This is a genomic window from Pristimantibacillus sp. Z349TD_6, from assembly GCF_056173205.1.
Map to the genome: position 1 here is coordinate 6,858,639 of NZ_CM149662.1, position 21,190 is coordinate 6,879,828.

Annotated in this window: 17 protein-coding genes and 1 pseudogene; 4 read left to right on the top strand and 14 right to left on the bottom strand. The window is 43.5% G+C overall.

What is annotated here, in order from left to right; genetic code table 11:
• Window positions 1-111: 111 nt before the first annotated feature.
• The 7 genes and pseudogenes from AC0VYE_RS29765 to AC0VYE_RS29795 all read right to left on the bottom strand — a co-directional run bounded on the left by AC0VYE_RS29765 (window position 112) and on the right by AC0VYE_RS29795 (window position 6,508).
• Window positions 112-747, bottom strand: a complete 636-nt coding sequence (locus AC0VYE_RS29765) for an HAD-IA family hydrolase (RefSeq protein WP_475444352.1) — start codon at window positions 745-747, stop codon at window positions 112-114.
• Between the two features lie 15 nt (window positions 748-762).
• On the bottom strand, window positions 763-1,677 hold the full coding sequence (locus AC0VYE_RS29770) for a PhzF family phenazine biosynthesis isomerase (RefSeq protein ID WP_475444354.1): 915 nt from the start codon (window positions 1,675-1,677) through the stop codon (window positions 763-765).
• A 66-nt stretch (window positions 1,678-1,743) separates the two neighbouring features.
• Window positions 1,744-2,274, bottom strand: a complete 531-nt coding sequence (locus AC0VYE_RS29775) for a hypothetical protein (RefSeq protein WP_475444356.1) — start codon at window positions 2,272-2,274, stop codon at window positions 1,744-1,746.
• A 60-nt stretch (window positions 2,275-2,334) separates the two neighbouring features.
• On the bottom strand, window positions 2,335-3,210 hold the full coding sequence (locus tag AC0VYE_RS29780) for a DUF72 domain-containing protein (protein ID WP_076267337.1): 876 nt from the start codon (window positions 3,208-3,210) through the stop codon (window positions 2,335-2,337).
• A gap of 31 nt (window positions 3,211-3,241) precedes the next feature.
• Entirely contained in the window at window positions 3,242-3,664 is a 423-nt protein-coding gene (locus AC0VYE_RS29785; RefSeq protein WP_475444358.1) for a hypothetical protein, read from the bottom strand.
• 99 nt (window positions 3,665-3,763) lie between these two features.
• Window positions 3,764-4,999, bottom strand: coding sequence for a 2,3-bisphosphoglycerate-independent phosphoglycerate mutase (apgM, locus tag AC0VYE_RS29790; RefSeq protein WP_475444360.1), 1,236 nt, complete (start codon window positions 4,997-4,999; stop codon window positions 3,764-3,766).
• Between the two features lie 21 nt (window positions 5,000-5,020).
• Window positions 5,021-6,508, bottom strand: a pseudogene (locus AC0VYE_RS29795) (SLC13 family permease).
• Window positions 6,509-6,649: 141 nt separating this feature from the next.
• On the opposite strand from AC0VYE_RS29795, the gene AC0VYE_RS29800 reads away from it, so the two are divergent.
• Together AC0VYE_RS29800 and AC0VYE_RS29805 are read left to right on the top strand one after the other, a co-directional pair.
• Window positions 6,650-7,540, top strand: a complete 891-nt coding sequence (locus AC0VYE_RS29800) for a LysR substrate-binding domain-containing protein (RefSeq protein ID WP_475444362.1) — start codon at window positions 6,650-6,652, stop codon at window positions 7,538-7,540.
• A gap of 136 nt (window positions 7,541-7,676) precedes the next feature.
• On the top strand, window positions 7,677-9,032 hold the full coding sequence (locus tag AC0VYE_RS29805; protein ID WP_076267342.1) for a dipeptidase: 1,356 nt from the start codon (window positions 7,677-7,679) through the stop codon (window positions 9,030-9,032).
• A 403-nt stretch (window positions 9,033-9,435) separates the two neighbouring features.
• Here AC0VYE_RS29805 and AC0VYE_RS29810 read toward each other — a convergent pair whose 3' ends face one another.
• The 7 genes from AC0VYE_RS29810 to AC0VYE_RS29840 form a co-directional block, all read right to left on the bottom strand.
• The gene (locus AC0VYE_RS29810) at window positions 9,436-9,888 is read right to left on the bottom strand and encodes a disulfide oxidoreductase (RefSeq protein WP_430063411.1); all 453 of its coding nucleotides are present in this window, start codon (window positions 9,886-9,888) and stop codon (window positions 9,436-9,438) included.
• Between the two features lie 594 nt (window positions 9,889-10,482).
• Window positions 10,483-12,135, bottom strand: coding sequence for an extracellular solute-binding protein (locus AC0VYE_RS29815; protein ID WP_475444365.1), 1,653 nt, complete (start codon window positions 12,133-12,135; stop codon window positions 10,483-10,485).
• Between the two features lie 72 nt (window positions 12,136-12,207).
• Window positions 12,208-13,110 (bottom strand): carbohydrate ABC transporter permease, encoded by a 903-nt coding sequence (locus tag AC0VYE_RS29820; protein ID WP_076267345.1) that lies wholly within the window; start codon window positions 13,108-13,110, stop codon window positions 12,208-12,210.
• Between the two features lie 43 nt (window positions 13,111-13,153).
• Window positions 13,154-14,017, bottom strand: coding sequence for an ABC transporter permease (locus AC0VYE_RS29825; RefSeq protein ID WP_083681842.1), 864 nt, complete (start codon window positions 14,015-14,017; stop codon window positions 13,154-13,156).
• 126 nt (window positions 14,018-14,143) lie between these two features.
• On the bottom strand, window positions 14,144-15,028 hold the full coding sequence (locus AC0VYE_RS29830) for a carbohydrate ABC transporter permease (RefSeq protein WP_441885103.1): 885 nt from the start codon (window positions 15,026-15,028) through the stop codon (window positions 14,144-14,146).
• Between the two features lie 55 nt (window positions 15,029-15,083).
• Entirely contained in the window at window positions 15,084-15,968 is an 885-nt protein-coding gene (locus AC0VYE_RS29835) for a carbohydrate ABC transporter permease (protein WP_076267347.1), read from the bottom strand.
• Between the two features lie 82 nt (window positions 15,969-16,050).
• Window positions 16,051-17,409 carry an ABC transporter substrate-binding protein gene (locus tag AC0VYE_RS29840; protein ID WP_339205059.1) on the bottom strand — a complete coding sequence of 453 codons (1,359 nt, stop codon included), beginning with the start codon at window positions 17,407-17,409 and terminating at the stop codon, window positions 16,051-16,053.
• A gap of 191 nt (window positions 17,410-17,600) precedes the next feature.
• On the opposite strand from AC0VYE_RS29840, the gene AC0VYE_RS29845 reads away from it, so the two are divergent.
• Window positions 17,601-19,424 carry a sensor histidine kinase gene (locus AC0VYE_RS29845; RefSeq protein WP_475444369.1) on the top strand — a complete coding sequence of 608 codons (1,824 nt, stop codon included), beginning with the start codon at window positions 17,601-17,603 and terminating at the stop codon, window positions 19,422-19,424.
• Window positions 19,414-21,042, top strand: coding sequence for a response regulator transcription factor (locus tag AC0VYE_RS29850; RefSeq protein ID WP_475444371.1), 1,629 nt, complete (start codon window positions 19,414-19,416; stop codon window positions 21,040-21,042). The genes AC0VYE_RS29845 and AC0VYE_RS29850 overlap by 11 nt, the downstream gene beginning before the upstream one ends.
• The last annotated feature ends 148 nt before the right edge of the window (window positions 21,043-21,190 follow it).

Genomic DNA, 21,190 nt, shown 5'->3' on the forward strand with positions numbered 1-21,190 from the left:
GCATGCGAATCAGAGGAGATTCTCATCTCCCCCCTGGTTTAATGTCCGTTGGATTGGACGATTCCCATACTTGAATTTCCTTATCTTGTTTAATTTATTCAATATTTTTTTCTATTTTATTAAGATCCCCCTAATTTCATCCGGTTGATCGACTAAATAATTTGGATTCTCTGCCAGCAATGATTCTTTTGTATCCAATCCCCAAGACACTGCAATGACATCGATTTCGCATTTCTTGCATGCAATAATATCTCTTGTTTCATCACCGATATAAATTACATCTTCACGATTTAATTGATTATCTTTTAAATATTTTTTTAGCGTTTGATGTTTTCCGAATAGTCCATTTGACGATCGAACTTCATGGATACCCTTGAAATTTTGAGTATGTAAAAAATTAGAGACATTCGCTGCCGAGTTCGATGTAATGATTGCGATTTTATAACCTTTATTTTGAAGTGCATTTACCACTTCTCTCATCTGATCAATAAATAATATCGAGTTAAGATGCTGTTTGTAGCGCTCCTTAAATTCCTTTCCTATTTTTCTAATCAAAAGGAACTTATACATCGGAACGTTTAAAGCTTTAAACCGTTCTTTTAATGATAAATGGTTTAATAATTTGTATTCTTCATGATTTACTTTTTTAAAATTATATTTTACTGCTAATTCGTTATATACCATCATAATTTCCGACGTTGAATCTACTAGTGTGCCGTCAAAATCAAATATTATATGTTTATACATCTATTAAATGCACCCTCAATCTATCACTGCTGCGTTAGGTAGTTGTATCTCAAATTCATTAACATAAATAGCGTTGCCAGTAATCTCGATATCGAGCTGATCATCATTCCTTGTTACCGATACACCAACTCTGCCATTGCGGCCAATCTCTTGCCCTTGTTCAACGACAAGATGAATTGATTTTTCCGAGTTGTTATCTATGTACTTCGCGTAGTATGCACCCATTACACCGGAAGCCGTACCTGTTACGGGATCCTCAATCGTTCCTGAAAATGGCGATGAAAAATGACGGGCATGCATCTGTGCATTCACATCGTATGTTTCTAAACAAAACGGATGGATGGACGCTCTTGGCATTTCTTTTAAAATATGTGGAAACAACGAATTGTTTGGCTTCATTTTACTGAAAGTGCTCAGGCTTTTTATAGGAACTAATAAGGTCCATGCACCGGTACTTCCAAACAAAGTGGGGAGCTCCGTCTCGATCTCACTTTCATCGATGCCCATAGAATGAGCCAGCTCCAATAAAGAACCATCGAATGTCTGAAATTCAGGAGAGGCTTGCCGCATCGTAATACGAGGTTCACCATTTGCATCAAAATCGATTTTTATCGGCAATACTCCAGCTTTTGTTTCAATCGTGAATGCTGAAGGATGATCCAGCAGCCCTTTTGTTTGCAGCGCATAAATGGTTGCCATCGTTGCATGACCACAAAGATTTATTTCATGGCCTGGCGTAAAATAACGAATTCGAAGATCAGCCTTATCCGATTTCAGCGGAAATGCCGTCTCATTGAAGCCAACTTTTTCTGCAATGGTCAGCATCTGTTCTTCGGAGAGACCATCACCATTAAGTACGACTCCCGCAGGGTTTCCCATGTTTGGAATATTGCTGAATGCGTCATAGTGATACACATTGATCGTTCTCATAAACAGTCCCCCCGCCTACTCAGCGTACTCAATTTTTATTAAAGTGGAGAATAAAGTTGTACTCGCTTATTGTAGAGAATCGGACTCAAACCAGTTGGTTATACTTTTCGTTTTCGTAAAACCTAAATATTTGTACGTGATCGTTACGTTCTGTATGGGTTGATGTTCATAGCGAATTCGGAGACCGTATTGCATTGGTGTATGTTCTTTTCTCTCTAGTGCTGCTTGAATCTCACCCCGAGAAAGCGCTGGATAAATAGAAGAGGCCGATAGTTCCATAAACTGAGTAGCAGGATCTAAACTCGGTAGAACCTGCACCATATGAGTAGAATCATAAGAGATGCCCAGTTGAACGTCATCCGAGCGATCTTCACCATTCACTCTGACCTTCTTAATGTCGATTTTCTGAAACCCTTCATTGCTGAGCTCAACGACATACTCTTCTACCTTACCATCATGATTATTGATTCGTTGAAGTCCGTTATTTACTAACGGGTCCGTTATTCGATACCAAATAATTACGGATAAAACCAATGCGATAAGAATGAACAAGCTGAAACTTACAACTGTTCTCTTCACGCTCCATCTCTGGTTCATATCAAGCCTCCTATCACATTAATTGGATGATTTTGTATTTATTAAATTATATTCGTCAATCTAAAATAAATCCAACTGCTCAATAATCGGAGGCGGCGGCCCATTCGGACTTTCGCCGTTCGGGCGAGTCAGTCCCAGTATCTCCATCATCCGCTTCGCGTTGTCTGCTGCGTCCCCTCCGGAATTGTTATTAAAAATGACGTAGATATGCTCGCTCTGCTGCTCCAGCAGCCGTAGCTTATTCGCCCAATCTTGCAGCTCTTCCTCGCTATAGCGATACAAATACCGAACTTCGCGCCAATTCGGCGCACTGGCTTGATTCCAGCCAGACACATTGCGTCCATGGAACCTGACAATAGTTGATTGTGCATCGGTTGCTGTGAGAACGATCGGTATGGAGCCTATTCCTGCCTGCGGCTCATCACAAACACTGTGCATCCACTGCTCCTGCCTCATGAAATCCAGCGTTTTCTCACAGTACTCCTGTGTAAACCAGCTTTGATGACGGAATTCCAGCGCGCAAGGAATGCCGTTCATTCTTGCTTTCGTCTCCCGCAGAATTCGCACATTGGCTGCTGTACAATCAAACCACGGCGGATACTGGAACAAGGCTGCCGTCAATCGGCCAGTCTCCATCACGGGCTCCAGCATTTGCCGGAATGCACCGAACATTTCATTTGTCTCCGAAGCCGGAACTGTAGGCCCGCGTTGATGTCCGGTCATCCCTTGATAAGCTTTAACGACGAAGTGAAGGGATTCCGGCGTATCTGCCAGCCATTTGCTGAATCGCTCTTTAGATTGTATGGCATAAAAGGTGCTGTCTACCTCTACAACCGGAAAATGTTTTGCATATTGCCGCAGCTTGCTGCCCGCTTTGCTAACTGGAACATACAACTGGTCATGATCGCCCCATCCTGCAAGGCCTATTGAAATCATATCTTCACCTCTTTTATACGTTCATTCAAATCTAATGATTTCTATTAAACGAATACAAATACTCATTTTTCACTTCCGCGATCATCGTTGTGAGCATTAATAGAATAAATGGTAAAAGCGAATAAAGCAAAATCTGTCGGATTTGGATATTTAGTTGTGCGTTGATCGTACTCATTTCGGAATATACTACAATTCCCCATTTATTTTCCGGCACATAGGAATATCCCGCCAATAAAACCGCGATAGATTCCTTTTTCGTCATATAAAGACTCATTGATAAATACGATAAGTTGCTTCGTACTGATTCATCTACGACCATAATCGAGTTAAAATAGTTGCTGCTTTTACGGATGAGATCAAGATAGCCCGCGTCTGCCGCATTAACCACTGAATAAAAAGCAGCAGCATTTTGAGGCTGCTGCTCATGGATATAAATAAAGAAAAAGAAAGCCACGTTTCGGAAACGTGGCTTAACCTTTATATCAGCAAATATTTAATTACAACTATCGCTTCGCCTTGCTTTTTTGAATAAGCTTGATCTTCTCATCCTACCCTAGTTACCCTGCTTCTTCACTCGTCCAATTAATCCGTGCAATGTTTGAATAAATCCATGTCCAGTTAGACGCCCCAATCCCCCATACGCACAATCTATTTCATTATAATGTTTGGTTCGATCTATTCGAATACTTGGTCCATTGATTAAAATAGGCACTGGATCGCCGGAATGCTCACCGATTTCACAAGGGGTAGAATGATCAGCCGCCACAGCCAAATATACATCTTCAGATATTCCCTGCGCTATGATTCCTACCATTTGATCAAACAATTCAATCGCTTTTGCTTTTTCAAACGGTTTATTATCATGCCCCTTAACGTCGGGTGCTTTTAGATGCACTAATACAAAATCATTTTCAGAAATTTCTTCAAGTGCCAGCTTAGCTTTTAGTACAATGTCCGTATCCATATTTCCTGTCATTCTACTATCTGTTACCGGTTTAAAGCCAGCCAATTTGGCAACTCCAAGGACGGTACTCTCTCCAGCAATGCAACTGCCCTTCATATGAAGAGCATCGGTTATGGGATCAAGCTGAATCATCTGTCCAGCTCCACGCGTGAGAATAAAATTAGCTGCTAATTCCCCTTGTTTCATACGCTCTACATTAACAGGGTGATTGGATAAGATGACATGCGCTTTATGAAGAAACAAATTTAAAACCATCGCTGTCCGTTTGGACTCCGCCGAGGAATCAAGCGAGACTATAGTATGATATGGGCAGCCATCGTTTGGCGCCTTCGGATCAGAATCGCTGATTTGATCACTGAGCCCAGTTCCTCTTAATATAAGTACAGCACGATGCTCTGTAGCCGGCTTGAAATATATGCTCACTCCCATTATTTCTAACCCATTAATCGCGTCAGCAAGCTCTTCTGTTCCATTGCGTATCCTTCCTGCCCTGCGGTCAACGACAATCCCGTTCTCATCCACTCCAGCAAAGTTGCACCTCAGCACGATATCGCCCGGAAGAACATCCATGTTAATTCCTAAAGCCTCAATGGGCCCGCGTCCCGGATAATGATGAGGCTGATAACCAAACAAAATTAGATGCCCCATATCGGTGCCTACTGGAATGCCAGGGCTAATCAAATCCATGATGCCTGTAACCCCCGCAGAAGCTAATCTATCTAGATTAGGTGTATCTGCATATTCCAATGGCGTTTTGTTTTCAAGCAAAGGATGTGGAAGATCCCCTATTCCATCTGCAATAGCTAAAATAACTTTTCTGTTCAATATGGCTCCCTCCTGCTCTCTCTATATTCCGATTACTTTAAACCAAGTAAAGATCGCCAAGCTAATTACGCATGCCCCGACGAAACAAGTAACTACCGCATATTTCACTTGATCCAACACCGAGAAGTATCCTGTTCCAAAATAGATCGTATTTACCTTCGAATGCGGCGGAAGTGTAATGGTATAAGTCATGGTCATAGCTGCTGCTAATGCGAGAGGCACAGGGTCCATGCCGAGCGTTTTTGCTAAAGCGATGAATGCTGGTATTAATATAGTGACCCTCACTGTTTTACTCGTAAATATAAGATGACTGTACATGCTAAGGAATACGACAACGACATATACCCAAACATGATTCATGCTTTCCAATCCGAGCGCAGCAACTACTTTTCCAATAATCCATTCTGCGCCGCCGGATTTATCCAATGCATTCCCTACTGCATAAGCGCCTGCTGCAAAAATCATGAGCTCCCATTTGATGTTCGTTTCTTTCCAGGTCAACAAACCTACTCTTGGAAGCAAACAGAGAAGCGCTGCGAGTACAGCTGTCTGTTCCGTACTGAGTTCAAAGCCAAACCAAGCGCTATGGTAATCTCCTGTAGCCCATAATGCCACCGTAAGGAGGAATATCGTTACTGCCTTTTTCTCATCTAAAGAGAAGGAGCCTAATTTTAGCAACTCATTTTTTAACGTATCCCTCGCATGATCGAAGTGGGATTCACTTTTGATGGAAAAGAGCTTTAAACCAATGAAAAACGTAATCATCATCGTAATAATTGCAGTTGGCATAGAGGCGAGAAGCCAATCCATATAACCAATATCGCCGCCCGCTTGTTCATTGATGAAACCAACAGCTATGATATTGCCAGAAGTAGCTGTCATAACACCCGAGGTAGCAAGTGCATCTGCTTGCACGCCTTGAAGCATCATTACTTTTCCAAGATTGCTCTCACCTGGCAGCGCTTTATACACCTCTAATAAAATCAAGCATATAGGCACCATGAGCGTAGCTCTTGCTGTAGTTGAAGGAACAAAAAAAGCTAAAATAAAATTAATAACGATTAATAAAAACAATGTCTTTTTTGGCGTTTTACCAAACTGCGTGACCATCCATAAGGATAAGCGTCTACCCAAATTTGATTTTATCATGGCGGAAGTGAGGATGAATGCGGAAACCATCAGCCAGATCACATCAAATCCTAACGTACCGAATGCCACTTCTTAATCTTCAACTGCTCCTACTAACGGAAGAAGCAAAATAGCGATGATAGATGTTAAGTAAATAGGCAGCGGAGTCGTAATCCATAAAATCAATGCTCCTGTAAATATTGCAATTGCTCTTTGGGCTTCTAAGCTCATGCCTTCCGGTGTAGGCATAAAGAACAAAAGCAGCCCCACAATAAGTGCAAGTGGAATACCAAATCTTTGCATCCCTTCTTCAAGCTTCCCTTTTTTCTTCATAGGCGGCTTTTTAGTCTCATTTTCTACATCTCGCGAGACTTCACTCATCTTGCATCCTCCTCAAACTAATAATGTTACCGTTTTCATTTTATAAAACCGGAAAATATAATACAATTTGATTAACTTTGAATAACCATAACGTTTTGTTATAGATTGATTTTAAATGATAAGTCGAAAGGTGTCGTAGAAATGAACATCAATAAACTTCAGACCTTTATTACGCTAACAGAATGCTTAAACTTTACAGAAGCAGCGGAACTTCTCTACTGCTCACAACCATCGGTAAGCATGCAAATTCAAAGTATAGAAGAAGAGCTTGGCGTTCCTCTATTTGATCGAATTGGCAAGAAGCTTTATTTAACGAAACAGGGAGAGAATTTCAAGCCATACGCAGAGCAAATTATTAACCTGCTTCATACAGCCAAAGACCATATTAAGCAGCTGGAAGACTTGTCATACGGAACTTTATCGTTTGGTGCGAGCAACTTTGTAGGCGTTTATTTGCTTCCTATGATCCTTAGAGGTTATACCAAAAAATTTCCGCAGATTAAAATAAACATGAACATTACAGCTTCAAATCACCTTGTTCATATGTTGGAATCCAACAAAGTAGAGTTCTTAATTATTTCTGATCGTATTGAAATCGATGAATCCCGTTTTCAGCGTAAAACCTTTTACGAGGATGAGCTTGTCTTAATTGTGAACCCCTTGCACCCGCTTGCCCATAAACAAGAGTGCACACTCGAAGATTTGGTCAACGAAACGTTAATTATTAAACCCGATAAGTCAGCAACACGCATTTACTTAGAGAAAAAATTTGCTGAGTACGGGCTTGAGTTTCCTACACAAATGGAAATTAGCAATTTAGAAGGAATTAAACAAGGGGTTATTCATGAGCTTGGGGTATCTATTGTTTCTAGCTTTGCTATTCAACAGGAGATCAAAAGCGGCTTATTGGTGAAGGTGAACATTAAAGGAGTAAAATTCAATAGAGGAATTAGTTATGTCTATCATAGGAATAAGCATCTTTCCCCTGCGGCCAAACAATTTATTTCTTTGCTTGATACTAATTATTTATAAACGCAGATAACAGATTGCTTTCCACTATTTTTGCTGCTTGCTGCCCGCAATACACGAATTAAATTTTGCAGCTGTTTTACTTATTCGCTTGTAGACGTATACTTAGTCTATACCAAATGTAAGGAGCAACTATCCAATGAGCTATGAATCCTATTTTCAGAACCTAAGAGAACAACATTTGGATGAGCTGAAGCAGTTTTTGACGATCCCGAGTATTTCAGCTTTATCCACTCATAAAAACGACATGAATGAAGCGGCCAAATGGGTTGCAGCCAAATTAGAGAAGGCTGGTCTTGAGAATGTGGAGATCCATCCTACCGCTGGGCATCCCATCGTGTACGCCGAGCATATCCATGCACCAGGCAAACCGACAGTACTTATCTACGGCCATTATGATGTGCAGCCTGTAGATCCGCTTAACCTTTGGGAGACTCCTCCTTTTGAGCCAACCATCCGCGATGGCAAATTATATGCTCGTGGTGCAACCGATGATAAAGGCCAGCTTTTCCTGCATGTAAAGGCGGTTGAGGCGCTTCTAAACCAAGAAAATGCGCTTCCAGTCAACGTTAAATTTTGTATTGAAGGCGAGGAAGAAATTTCAAGCCCTAATCTGCCAACCTTTATGGAGACGAATGCGGATAAGCTGAAGGCTGACGTCATTGTCATCTCAGATACATCGCTTCTTGAAAAAGGAAAACCTGCTATTTCTACTGGGCTGCGCGGACTGTGCTCCCTTGAAGTAACGATACTTACTGCCAATACCGATCTGCATTCGGGTACATTCGGCGGCGGCGTTCCGAACGCCCTTCACGCCATGATTTCCTTGCTGAGCTCATTGCATGATGATCAAGGCAGAGTTTCAATCGAAGGTTTCTATGAAGGTGTGCCAGAGCTTTCCGCTGCTATGCGTGAAGAGTTCCTAAAGCAAAATCATAATGAAGAAGAATTAAGAAAAAATCTCGATCTTGACGCTTTGTACGGGGAAGAAGGTTATTCCTTTGTTGAGCGTACAGGCGCAAGGCCAACTCTTGAACTAAATGGCGTTTATGGCGGGTTCCAAGGCGAAGGTTCGAAAACGGTCATTCCAAAAGAAGCTCACGCCAAAATCACTTGTCGTCTAGTTGGCGATCAGAACCCTGCTCAAATATTAGAGCGTATTGTAACTCACCTGGAATCGCATGTTCAGTCCGGTGCCAAGCTAATTATAAAACGCGGCGAAAAAGCACGTGCCTTCGACATGGACCCATCCAATCCAATGCTCCAAAAGGCAGCCGATGCTTACGAAAAAGTATATGGCACTCGCGCGCTCTTCACGAAGGATGGCGGCTCGATTCCAATCGTCGAGACATTCTCCCGTGTATTAGGCGCTCCTGTCGTCATGATGGGCTTCGGGCTTCCAGACGAAAATCTGCATGCTCCTAATGAGCATTTCAACCTTGAGAACTTTGACAAGGGACTTCTGACGATTGTTGAATTTTTGAAACAACTTTAAGCCGAGGCGTAAACGGAGCTGTTCTAGGCGTAGATTGATCTACGCTTGCAACAGCTTCTGCTTTTTTTTAATGGAGCTTAGGCAGAACAATGTCCTCCCCTTTTCATCCATATAGCTAACGAACCTAGTAAGTCTTAATTAAACCATTTGTTATGGATTAAAATTGTAACGAACTCCAGAATCTTTATTTTGAGAAAATTGACTCATGACACCCTATAAATCAACCTATAGCGCTAATACGGTTCGTTAAAATGAAAGAAAAGTAGTTTTCATCATAATAAGCATAATACAGTTCGTTAGAGAAATGATTCTGCGACGATATGCGCTTAGCCTAATAAGCAATCACAATAAAGGCAGCTGTGCACTCAATTTTTTGAGCTGCTCAGCTGCCTTTTTCATGAAATTATGATTGTTTATTTAGCTTCTTCAAGCGAAGCAGCGCCGTCAAAATGATCAAAAAAGCCACGAGAGCCAGCATTGGAATGGTAATAAATCCAAACCAGTTCAAATAGTCTCCCTGACAAGAAACGGGGCCGCATGCGGCAAGCGGAGAATCATGCGGCAGCTTTTGCAGCACTGTATGATAAAGCGAGAAGCCTCCACCAATTACAACTAAAGGCAGTGCGTACGATACGATGCCTTCATCTCCCTTAGAGTAGGCTATGCCTAGTATTAGTGCCAATGGATACATGAATATTCGCTGGAACCAGCATAAGCTGCATGGTGCAAAATGCATAACCTCACTCAAATACAAGCTTCCCGCCGTCGCCAAAACTGCTGCAGCCCAAGCCACAAACAACCAAAATGATTTTTTCTTAGCCAAATCCTCTTCCACATCATTCGCCTCGGCTTCCATAGGTTATATTACTTTTTTCTATCTCCTATTCTCCCTCGATAGGGAGGGTAAAAACATGACTCGAAAGGGCTATTGCATGTGAATTATATTTGTGAATTGTAAGAATCAATGCGTGCTTACAGCTTCTTTTCGGTGTCGGCGAACGTGCAAACCATTGCTGTAAGAACCTATTTGTGCTTACAGCCACAAAGTAATCTCAGTTTGTCCGGTGTAAGAACGTATGCGTGCTTACAGCTTCATTTCGGCGTCTGCGAACGTGCGAACCACTGCTGTAAGAACCTATTTGCGTTTACAGCCACAAAGTAACCTCAGTTTGTCCGGTGTAAGAACGTATACGTGCTTACAGCTATATTCCGGCGTTGGCGAATGTGCGAAACACTGCTATAGGAACCTATTTGCGCTTACAGCCACAAAGTAATCTCAGTTTGTCCGGTGTAAGAACGTATACGTGCTTACACCTTCATTTCGGCGTTGGCGAACGTGCGAAATACTGTTGTAGAAACCCATTCGTGCTTACAACAACAAAAAGAAGGCCCGCTCCTAGGTAAAATCCTACCTAGGAGCAGCCCTCCTGAGCTCGCTCATTTACAACAATTACTTGCCGTTAATCAAAGCAAGGTTTTCTTGCCATCTTGCTGTACGGTATTCGTTAACTTTATCGAAGCCAAGCGATGTTGTAGTCTTTTTCGCTTCCTCGATCAAGCTAAGCACCTCTGCATCGCTTTTCGCGAACAGAATTTTTCCGAAATACTCGTTAGCTGTTTCCGTCACTTGCTGATTAATGATTCCTTCATCCGTTTCTGGAGCCGGATCGATGTTGTTGAATTGCGTCATATTCATCGATGTTTTCCATGCAATGTTAAGCTGTGCCAATGAACCCCAGTTGCGTTGTTCTTCCGGCAGCGTTTGCTCGATCTTTTGCTTGCTCGTATCTACAAAGGTTGCGTTTCCTGCCCATACATAGGCTTCCAGCTTATCTTTGTCCTTCTCTTCTTGCGACGTGCTGAACCATTTGTCGTTCGGGATCGGTGCGCCATCCGCATCAAATTCATCCCAATACAAGCCTTTTGGCCCAAAGAACATGATACGAGTGCCTTCCTCGCCCGTCATCCAATCCAAATACGCAAAAATACCTTCTGGATTTTTAGCGCTTGTTGTAATGACGTTAACGTTCCAGCCTAGTGCGTTATAACCGTTTGGATAAATTTTGTTTTTATCCAATCCTGATTTAGCAATTGGCCAAATAAATTCATAACCTGCATTTGGATCTTTTGCTTTTAATGCGTTATGGCCTTCGCGTCCCACATTAGTCGCATTACCGCCAACAAATACAGCTACTCTGCCCGTTGCAAGCTTCTCTTTTACCTGATCATCCTTTTGAGTCATCGCATCCTGTGTCATAAGGCCTTCTCTAAATAGCTTGCTTGCGAACAGCATCGTTTCTTTCCAAGCTTCGTTGTTGTAAATCGTATCAAACTTATCCCCGTTAGGATATGCTTTCATCGAATGGAACGCACCGTTTGCACCCTCCTGGAAGCTAGGGAACATGACCTCAACGCCCGAGCCGTTGCCGCCTACCTCTAATGGAATCACGTCCGGATATTTATCTTTGACCTGCTTTAAGTAAGCATACAAATCATCGATTGTTTCAAGCTTCGGTGAGCCAAGGTCTGCGTAAATTTTCTTGTTCACAAACCAGCCGCCGTTGCCCGTAGGCGCTGCTGTATACCAGTTCGGGAATTGATAGATTTTGCCGTCGCTCGAGCGGAGCATGTTTAGCGTCTCTTCGCCTGCCCATTTCTTCAGGTTCGGATATTTGTCGATATAATCATCCAGCGGAACAAGTGCTCCCGCAGCTCTCAATCGTTCTACTTCAGGTCCCCGGTCCATCATAATTGCACCCGGAAGCTCCTTCGACGCAATCATCGTGCTCAGCTTTTGCGCTGCAGCGCCGCCGGATTGAATCGGCTCTACGGTTACTTTTAAATTATCTTGTACCCATTTACTATTCGGATTAGCACCCCACGGCTCCGTAGTCCACCAATCATAATGAACATAATAAGAAAAGTTTACCGGTGTTTCTCCCAAAACGAATCCATTGCTAGTCTCTGTTTTATTCGTGCCTTCCTTACCTGTATTGCCCGAATTGCTTGATTTTCCGCCGTCGTTACTGGAGCAGCCAGCTAGAAGCACAGTACCGGCAAGACCAGCGGTCATAAGCACAGTTAACAGCTTTTTTCCTTTCATGTTCGTAAACCTCCCAATTTTTAATATATATACTCATACCCAACACCAAAGCGCTAAGGTCGAATACCCGCATTACTCCTTTAAGGAGCCGATCATTACGCCTTTTACGAAAAAACGCTGTACGAACGGATACACCAAAACGATAGGAATCGTCGCTACCATCATCGTAGCCATCGTTAAGGATTTGCTCGTCACACTCTGCATTCTGCTTAACGCATCTGAGGCAGCACCGCTTCCTTGTGAAGCGATCGAGAGCTGCTCGCTCATCGTGTTGGAGTTCATAATTTGCTGCAGTAAAGTTTGAATCGGATATAGCTTAGCGTCATTAATAAAAATCGTAGCTGTAAACCAGTCATTCCAGTGATAGACAGCCGTAAATAGTGAGAGCGTTGCCAATACAGGTCCAGATAAAGGCAAAACGATTTTGAAAAAGATTCCAAACGTACTGGCTCCATCGATCTTCGCAGATTCCTCTAGTCCATCAGGCAGCCCCATAAAGAAGGTACGGAATATAATCATATTCCACACGCTTACCGCTGTCGGAATGACCATAACCCAGAACGTATCCATTAAGCCAAGCTCGCGGTTCAGCAGGTAAAAGGGAATAAGCCCCCCGCTGAAATACATCGTAATAATCGCAAAGATCATATAATACTTTTTTCCGATAACGCCTTTAACGGACAAGCCATAAGCGAAGATAGCCGTTAAGAAAATAGAGATCAACGTGCCGACAACGGTACGGGACACCGAGATTAGGAACGCATCAATAATCCGGTTATTTTGAAATACGATTCTATAATTATCAATCGTGAACACCCTTGGCCATAACGTTATTCCGCCTTTTGCCGTGTCGAGCCCTTCGTTAAAGGAGATCACCGCGGAGTTCCAGAACGGGTACAGCGTAGCGAGTCCAAGTAGCACTAGTAAAATATAAATCCAAACCTGCAATACTTTATCGCTGCTGCTCAGCTTCACTAGGCTTCACCACTTTTCTGAATATTAATAGAAGTTCGCTGAATTACCATAGGCTTGAACCTGCTCTCCTAGCCATGTAGTTTGCCATCGTCAGCAAGCCTACACTTATAATCGCTTTAAACAGACCAACTGCCGCCGCATACGAGAAGCGGTTATTAATAATGCCTACCCGGTAAGCATACGTATCGATGACGTCCGCCACATCTCGGAGCATCGCACTTCTGCCGAGCAAGAGCAAATCATCAAACCCTGCATTCAATAAACTTCCGATGTTCAGAATTAGAAAAATAATAATAACAGGAGTAATCGATGGAAGCGTTATCAAAAATATTTGTTTAAATTTGCTGGCACCATCAATAGAAGCCGCTTCATACAAGCTGGGATTCACGCCAGCGATAGCTGCTAGATAAACAATCGTTGCAAATCCGATTTCCTTCCACAAATTCGTCGTCACGATAATTCCCCAGAAATATTCGGGCAACGACAAGAAATTAATCGGCTTATCAATAAGACCAAGCGCTTGCAGTGAAATATTTAAGCTGCCGTTATCCACGGACAATATGGAGATCGTAAAGCCAGACACAATGACCCATGATAAGAAGTGAGGCAAATAACTGATCGTTTGAATGATTCTTTTGAAAGCCATGTTTCTTACTTCGTTTAGCATCAGGGCAAGCAGAATCGGAGCCGGAAAGTTAATGACCAGCTTAAGCAAGCTGATCACAATCGTATTCCGAATAACTCTATAAAAATCCGGCGAGTTAAAAAACATTTCGAAATGTTTAAAACCCGCCCATGTGCTGCCAAAAAAACCTTTAAATAAGCTGTAGTCCTGAAATGCCATCAAGACACCGTACATCGGAAAATAATTAAAAACGAGTATAAAGATCAGTGCTGGAAATATCATGAGCTGTACTTGCCATTGCGCAAGAAACCGCCGCCACAGCGGTTTCTCTCTTCGCGAGCTCTTTACTGCTGCATTTGCCGTAACAGGTGTTTGCACGCTTCCTCAGCCTCCTTATACTCTCCTCATTTAACCCTTAACTGCACCAGCCGTAATTCCGCGTGACATTTGCTCTGTAAACAATAAATAGATGATAACTGTCGGCAAAGCGATGATGGTCATTACCGCGAACTGTGCGCCATAATTGGATGAGTACTGACCGGTAAACTTCATAATGGAAAATGGCAGCGTCTTGAAAGTCTCGGATGTTAGAAACGTATTGGCCATAATGAATTCATTCCACCAGCTGATGAAGTTCATAATACAAACCGTCGCAATGGCAGGTTTCGTCATCGGCATAATAATTCGGAAAATAACGCCATAGACCGAACAGCCGTCCATAACCGCCGACTCCTCTATGCTCTTCGGAATGGTTTCAAGAAAACCCGAAATAATGAGCAAGCTTATTGGCAGCGAAAAAGCAATGTAAGGAAGGATCAAGGACAAAGGATTATCAATGAGATTCAGCTTGTCGAACAAAATAAAGTTCGGCAGCAAAGTCGCATGAATCGGTACGATCATACCGAGCATAATGAACGCCATCGCAGGACCGCGCAGCTTCCATTCCATCCGCGTGAACGCGTACCCGAGCATAAGCGCTAGAAATGCAGCAACCAAGATGGTTACGGTCGTAATAAAAACACTGTTTAATAGAAACTTTGGAACGCTCCCGTAATTGAATGCATTCACATAGTTATTCCACTCAAATGTTTTGGGCCACTTTAATATGCCGCTGCCAAAAAAATCTCCGCTCTTCAGAAAGGAATAATTGATGAGCCAAATGAGCGGAAAAATTTGCAGAAGCGCTACGACCCATAAAACGAGATGAAGAATGACCTTTAATGCGGGCGATGCGGCGTCCTTCTTCTTGCCGTTTTTCGCTTGGCGATTGGTCTTAGCTGCAAGAGCTTCCACGGGCATGCCTCCTAAAATAATTCATATACCAAATGTGCATATACAAGGGTGAGTATTAAAACTCACCAACATCTTTTTTGAACGCTTTGTTCATCGCTACCGTAATAATGAGACAAATGATAACGAACACAACGGATATTGCGTTTCCATAGCCGTACAGCGACGAGGAAAACGCCGTTTTATAAAGGTAATTACCAATAAATTGTGTCGTATTGGCAGGTCCTCCGTTCGTCATAAGGAATACGGTTTCCATCTGCTTTAAGCAAGCCGTAACCGCGATGACGACTGCAACTCGAACCATTGGCGAGAGAAGTGGAATGATAACGCGCGTATACAGCTTCACTCTTCCAGCTCCATCAAGCTCTGCCGCCTCATATAGATCCTTTGGTATGCCTTGAAGCCCGGCGTAATAAAGCAGAAGCGCATAACCAAAGCCTTGCCACATGACCACAACGATAATGCACCAAATGGCAATATTTGAATCGCCCAGCCAATCCTGTTTCCAGGTGCTTAGGCCGGCGCCCTCAAGCAATTTATTTAACATCCCAAAGTTCGGATGAAATACGCTTACCCACATTTTCGAAGTAACAACGATTGAAATCACTGCTGGTATAAAAAAGATAGCCCGAAACCATTTCTCTAGCTTTCCTGCATGCATCACAAATATGGAGAACAAAAGCGCAATCGGGTGTTGAATCAGAAGCGTAGCTGCAAGCAGCAGTAGGGCATTAAGCAATGAACGCCAAAAAACGCTGTCATGAAACAAAATCTTTTGGTAATTCTCGAGTCCAACGAACTCGTAAGCACCGATTCCTGTCCAATTCGTCGTACCGTAATATGCACTCATAATGATAGGAAAGCAAACCATGAAGAGAAACAGCATAAAACCCGGTGCCACTAGCCAAAAAATGGTGATGCGATTGCTCATCAGTTTGTGCATGGTTCTCCCCGCTCTCTCTTTGGTAGAAGGCGGGGCAGACCGAATGAATTCGGCTGCCCCATCAGCTAACTAGCTCATTTGTTTACTTCAGAACACCGACAGCTGCGTCCATTTCTGTTAAGAACTGCTCAGGTGTAATTTGTTTTCCAAACAGCTTTTGGTGAGCTTCCATTACTTTTGTCTTGAATTCATCCGTACCGTTATCATGTACCGGTGTACCGCTGGAAGAAGTCATTGCGCTGAAAATGCCAACCAATTGTTTTTGAAGCGCTGTTTCGTTGCCTGTCAGGAATTGATCAAACTTCTGAGCCGGAGTGCCTGATCCTGTTTGCCATACTTGCTTCGCCCAGTTCTCAGGCTTGAAGAAATATTGCAAGAAAGCGACTGCTGCTTCAGGGTGCTTCGATGTTTTCGATACGGAGTAACCGCCGCCATACCATGCAGCTACATCTGTTGCTTTACCTTTGTCAGAAGCCGGGTAAGAGATCGCTCCTACGTTATTGCGGAAATCTTCAGGGAAGTTTTCGTCTGTTGCAAGACCTGCTTCCCAGTTACCCATCACGAACATTGCCGCTTGACCTTGCCCGAACAAGTTGCGGGAAGTGCCGTAATCTGCTGTCATGAAGCCATCTGCAAGTGCTTTGTTCTCTGCCAGTGCAGCAATGTCTTGTGCTGCTGCAAGGAAGTCAGCGTCGCCCGAGAATTTAGCTTCGCCCTTCAATACCGCATCCATTTTGTCAAAATTGCCTGTGTGGCGCTGTGCTGCATACTCAAACCAGATTGGCAGTGACCAGCCTTCCATTGCGTTCGTTGCAAGCGGGTTAATGCCTTTTGCTCTCAGCTGCTTGGATACTTCAAGCAATTCTGCCGTTGTTGTTGGAACCGTTAAGTTATTGTCATCAAAAATTTTCTTGTTATAGTAGATAACCAAGAAATCTGTACCGCGCGGCAATCCGTATAGCTTGCCGTCTTGGGAGAATCCATCTTTTGCACCTGGTACAAAGTTGCTGCTCTCAAAATCTGCTTCATTTAACTCAAGCAGCATGTTGTTATCGATCAAAGGTTTAATAAAAGAAGTTTGGCCCCACGCCTGGATAATGTCAGGTACTGCATCTGTTGATGCATATACTTTAATTTTCGCTTTATAAGGCTCATCTTGAAGCGCTTCTACTTCTATTTTCACATTTGGATTTTCTGCCATATAACTATCAATGATTGCTTGCTCGATTTTACCTGCTCCGTTAGAGCGGTCAGCCAGCGCTGTGAAAAACTTAAGCGTTACCTGCTCCGGCTCCTTCTCTTTCGGCGCTTCCGTTTCTTTTGCTGCATTAGTTGGACTATTCGTCGCTTCGCTGCTTCCGTTTTTCCCATTATTGCCGGAGCATGCCGCTACTGTAAAAACCATCATTATTGCTACTAGCGAAATCCATATTTTTCTCATCGCTACCCCACCTTTTTTTATTTGAGCAGGCGTTCCCTGTTCTGTCCCCATTATAACGTGTTATATCTGCGACAAAATATGATCCAAATTTAAGAATAGATGCCTCATTTTTTGGATCATTCCCAAAATCAGCCTAACTGGATTTATTTCTTGGTATACTGAAGTCACAAATCTGAATGCTACAGGTGAACATGATGCGATCCTTTTTTACTCCCTTTCGACATATTACGCTGCAACGGAAACTGCTTACCTTAGTCATTCCCCTTCTGATTGCAACCGTTGGGATTACCGGGCTGTATTCTTATTACATTGCCTCGGGAGAAGTGGTCGATAAGCTTCATCAATCTCAAATGAACATGGCGATCAAGACAAAGGATCAACTCGACTATTTTGCCAAAAACACGTTAAGCTTCTCTAATTACTTGTTTCTAAATCCGACCGTTCAAAGCATGGTTATGAATGGCGACACGCAGCAGCGCCGTGATCAAGTGTTCAAAAATTTGCTGCCGCTTATGGTTACCGGCGAAACGATCCAATCGCTAGTGCTTTATCCCTCTACGAAGGATGATGTGCCCGCTCAGCCGTTTGCGATTACACAGACCGGTATTGCAAGCGCTATCAGCCTTGAGCGTTTTATGAAAACGCGTTACTATGAGAGGCTCGCTAATACAGAATCAGGACAAATATGGGATATGTTTTACCCTTCGGATGGTATTCTGCTTGGTGACACCCATCACAAGATCGTTTTAGTGAAGCCGTACAAAAACTTTTACAACTATGTTCGAAGCGGCCTTTTAATTATAGGGATGGACGCAGATAAGCTAAGCAAATCCTTATATCATGACGATGAGGAAGCTACACAGTTTGTAATGAACGATCAAGGCACCCTACTCGCCTCAACTGATTTGCGCATGATTGGCAAACCGATAACAATGCTGCCCGTATTCGATCAGATGGATACAGCTGCCATCGAACCCGCAGAAGGATTAGCGCTGCTTAAGGAAAATGAACATTATATCGTTTCAGATTCCTTATCGGATATTACCGGCTGGCGTACTGTCGTTATCCAAGATCGCAGCAAGCTGGTGCTCGAATTGAAGCATATCGGCTCCGTCACCTTCTCGATCATGGCGATCGTTACGCTCATCACGATTATTGTCTCTTGGGTCATTGCCCGCATTATTACGAATCCGATGAAAAAGCTGATGTTCTCCATGAGGGCGCTCCAAACGGGGGATTTTACGCAGAGGGTACACTTCAACGGCAACGATGAGATCGGCAGACTAGGCCATTTGTACAATACGATGGTTGGACGAATCAAAACCTTAATTGATGACGTATATGCTTCGCGACTGAAGCAGAAGGAAGCCGAGCTGAAGGCGCTGCAGTCGCAAATTAATCCACATTTTCTATACAACACTTTAAATATGATAAACTGGAGCGCCGTGCAGAAGGGGGATAAAGAAATATCCGAGATGGTCCTCTCACTCTCCCAGGTGTTCCGACTAAGCCTTAATAGCGGCAACGATTTTGTAGAGCTGAAGCACGAGATCGAGCTGGTACGAAACTATTTATTTTTGCAAAAGAAACGATTTACGACGAGGTTTAATTTTGAGATTGATTTGGAGCCCTCGATTGAGCACTTTCGTATGCCTAAGCTGCTCCTGCAGCCGCTCGTCGAGAATGCGATTATCCATGCCATCGAGCCCTCAGGCGGAAATGGACATATTCACATCAAGGCTTATACAGAGGACTCGCTTATTATTCTAGAAGTCACCGATAACGGACCTGGCATGCCGGAGAAGCAGGTACATCTTCTTAATCAACCAACCGTAGAGGAGCCAATGCGCAACTTGCAAACGGATGACGCTCACTCTGGGATGGCACTGGCTAACATCAAGGAAAGGCTCGCTTTATTTTATGAACAGGCAGAATTCGAGATCGTAAGCAAGGAAGGCTTAGGCACAAGGGTGCAACTTCGAATTAAACAAGGAGGCAATGGAAATGGTGCTTAAAATGATCGTTGCAGAGGATGAGCAATCGTTCCGAGAAGGCATTCTTACACTTGTCGACTGGAAGCTGTATGGCATTGAGATTGCCGGAGAAGCGGAGAATGGCAAACAGGCTTTGGAAATGATTCATAACAATCCCCCTGATTTGCTGCTGACCGATATCCGTATGCCTTTTCTAAACGGTCTTGACCTTATTCGTGAAGCCAAAGCAGCCGGCCATGAATTTCATTCTGTGCTACTGACCGGCTACAATGAGTTTGAATATGCCAAGGAAGCGATCAAGCTTGGCGTTTCCGACTACCTCTTAAAGCCTTGTATGCCGCACGATATTATTCGTGTAATTATGGACTTAAAGCAAAAAATTGAACAATCCGAAAATGAAGATAAAGCTTTAAATGCCCTTAACCGCAGCTGGAATCGCAACCTTCATCTGCTCAAAAATCAGATTTTATCGCAATGGGTTCAGCATCCGCTCATGCCTCTGGAGGATCGGTCCAGCGTAATGAATGAAGTGGACATGACGCTCTCGTGCGGACCCATTCAAGTCGGTCTGATCCGCATTGACTCCAACAAGGCGCAGAACGTCACCGCATCCAAGCGTGACTTAGAGCTTATACGATATGCGCTGCTAAATATTGCAGGTGAAACCCTTCGGCCGTTGTACGATGGCAAGCTTGAGGTGTTTCGCCATGGCGACGAGATGTTATGGATCGGAAATTATCCAGAAAACACGACCAACGAGGCGATTGAAGGTGCTATGAAGGAGCTCCAGCTTAATCTTGAAGCTTATCTAAAGCTCTCGATTAGCATATCAATCAGCTCAGCTGCTGCTTCGGTTGATAATGCGCATATCGGTTACCAGCAAGCGATTGAAGCGATGGAAGCCAGATTCTATCAAGGAAGAGGCGGCATATTTTTTCATGCCGAGGCTGGTAAGCAGACCGATGCCAAAAGCTCCATTCTAGACGATGCCTATTTGCATCGACTCGAGAAAGATCTGCTTCTCGCTTTGCAGAACGAGCATTATGAGCAGGCAGTCGATGCCATTGAAGCGAGCATGTCGCATATTCGGAACAATTCGAGCTATTCCAAAGCTGAGGTTCATCTGCGCTCCACAAGTCTTATTCTAGAGCTGCAAAAATTTGCCCAAGAGCGCAAAGTTGCCTCTATTGAATGGCAGGACAGCTTCGTGAACTGGATCGAGCAAATCCCTAACATGGAGACGCTTGATGACTGCTCCGTCGTCCTGCAAAAAATCGTGCAAAGCATCGTCGAGGCTGTATCGAACCAGAAGTCACTGCATCGTACTGTGCATGCTACCATTGAGCTGATTAAGCAAAAGTACAATACAAATCTCACACTAGAGCTTGCTGCCAAGGAAACCTTCGTCAGCAATTCCTATTTAAGCTCGCTGTTCAAGCAAGAGCTTGGCGTTAACTTCCTTGACTATTTGCATCAATACCGCGTAGAGCAATCGAAGGAGCTGCTGCGCCAAAGCTATAAAATTTATGCGGTTTCCAAACTGGTAGGCTATCAGGAGGAACGTCACTTTAGCTCAACCTTCAAGAAGTGGACGGGGCTTACACCGCGGCAATATCAGAAAAACTACAATGCGGGTTGACACAAGCCGTGTGCCGCATAACAAAAAAAACTACGACGGCAACTTATAGCAGCCTTCTCCGCTACTACCAATTTCAAGCTGTGAGAGTTAAGTTAAAAAGTCCCAGTGAACTCTTGCTTCACTGGGACTTTCTTGTTTCCTATTTACA

Coding starts and splice junctions, on each gene's coding strand:
- AC0VYE_RS29765 (WP_475444352.1), bottom strand. CDS start 747: ATGTATAAACATATAATATTTGATTTTGACGGCACACTAGTAGATTCA.
- AC0VYE_RS29770 (WP_475444354.1), bottom strand. CDS start 1,677: ATGAGAACGATCAATGTGTATCACTATGACGCATTCAGCAATATTCCA.
- AC0VYE_RS29775 (WP_475444356.1), bottom strand. CDS start 2,274: ATGAACCAGAGATGGAGCGTGAAGAGAACAGTTGTAAGTTTCAGCTTG.
- AC0VYE_RS29780 (WP_076267337.1), bottom strand. CDS start 3,210: ATGATTTCAATAGGCCTTGCAGGATGGGGCGATCATGACCAGTTGTAT.
- AC0VYE_RS29800 (WP_475444362.1), top strand. CDS start 6,650: ATGAACATCAATAAACTTCAGACCTTTATTACGCTAACAGAATGCTTA.
- AC0VYE_RS29805 (WP_076267342.1), top strand. CDS start 7,677: ATGAGCTATGAATCCTATTTTCAGAACCTAAGAGAACAACATTTGGAT.
- AC0VYE_RS29810 (WP_430063411.1), bottom strand. CDS start 9,888: ATGGAAGCCGAGGCGAATGATGTGGAAGAGGATTTGGCTAAGAAAAAA.
- AC0VYE_RS29815 (WP_475444365.1), bottom strand. CDS start 12,135: ATGAAAGGAAAAAAGCTGTTAACTGTGCTTATGACCGCTGGTCTTGCC.
- AC0VYE_RS29825 (WP_083681842.1), bottom strand. CDS start 14,017: ATGATATTTCCAGCACTGATCTTTATACTCGTTTTTAATTATTTTCCG.
- AC0VYE_RS29835 (WP_076267347.1), bottom strand. CDS start 15,968: ATGCACAAACTGATGAGCAATCGCATCACCATTTTTTGGCTAGTGGCA.
- AC0VYE_RS29840 (WP_339205059.1), bottom strand. CDS start 17,409: ATGAGAAAAATATGGATTTCGCTAGTAGCAATAATGATGGTTTTTACA.
- AC0VYE_RS29845 (WP_475444369.1), top strand. CDS start 17,601: ATGATGCGATCCTTTTTTACTCCCTTTCGACATATTACGCTGCAACGG.
- AC0VYE_RS29850 (WP_475444371.1), top strand. CDS start 19,414: ATGGTGCTTAAAATGATCGTTGCAGAGGATGAGCAATCGTTCCGAGAA.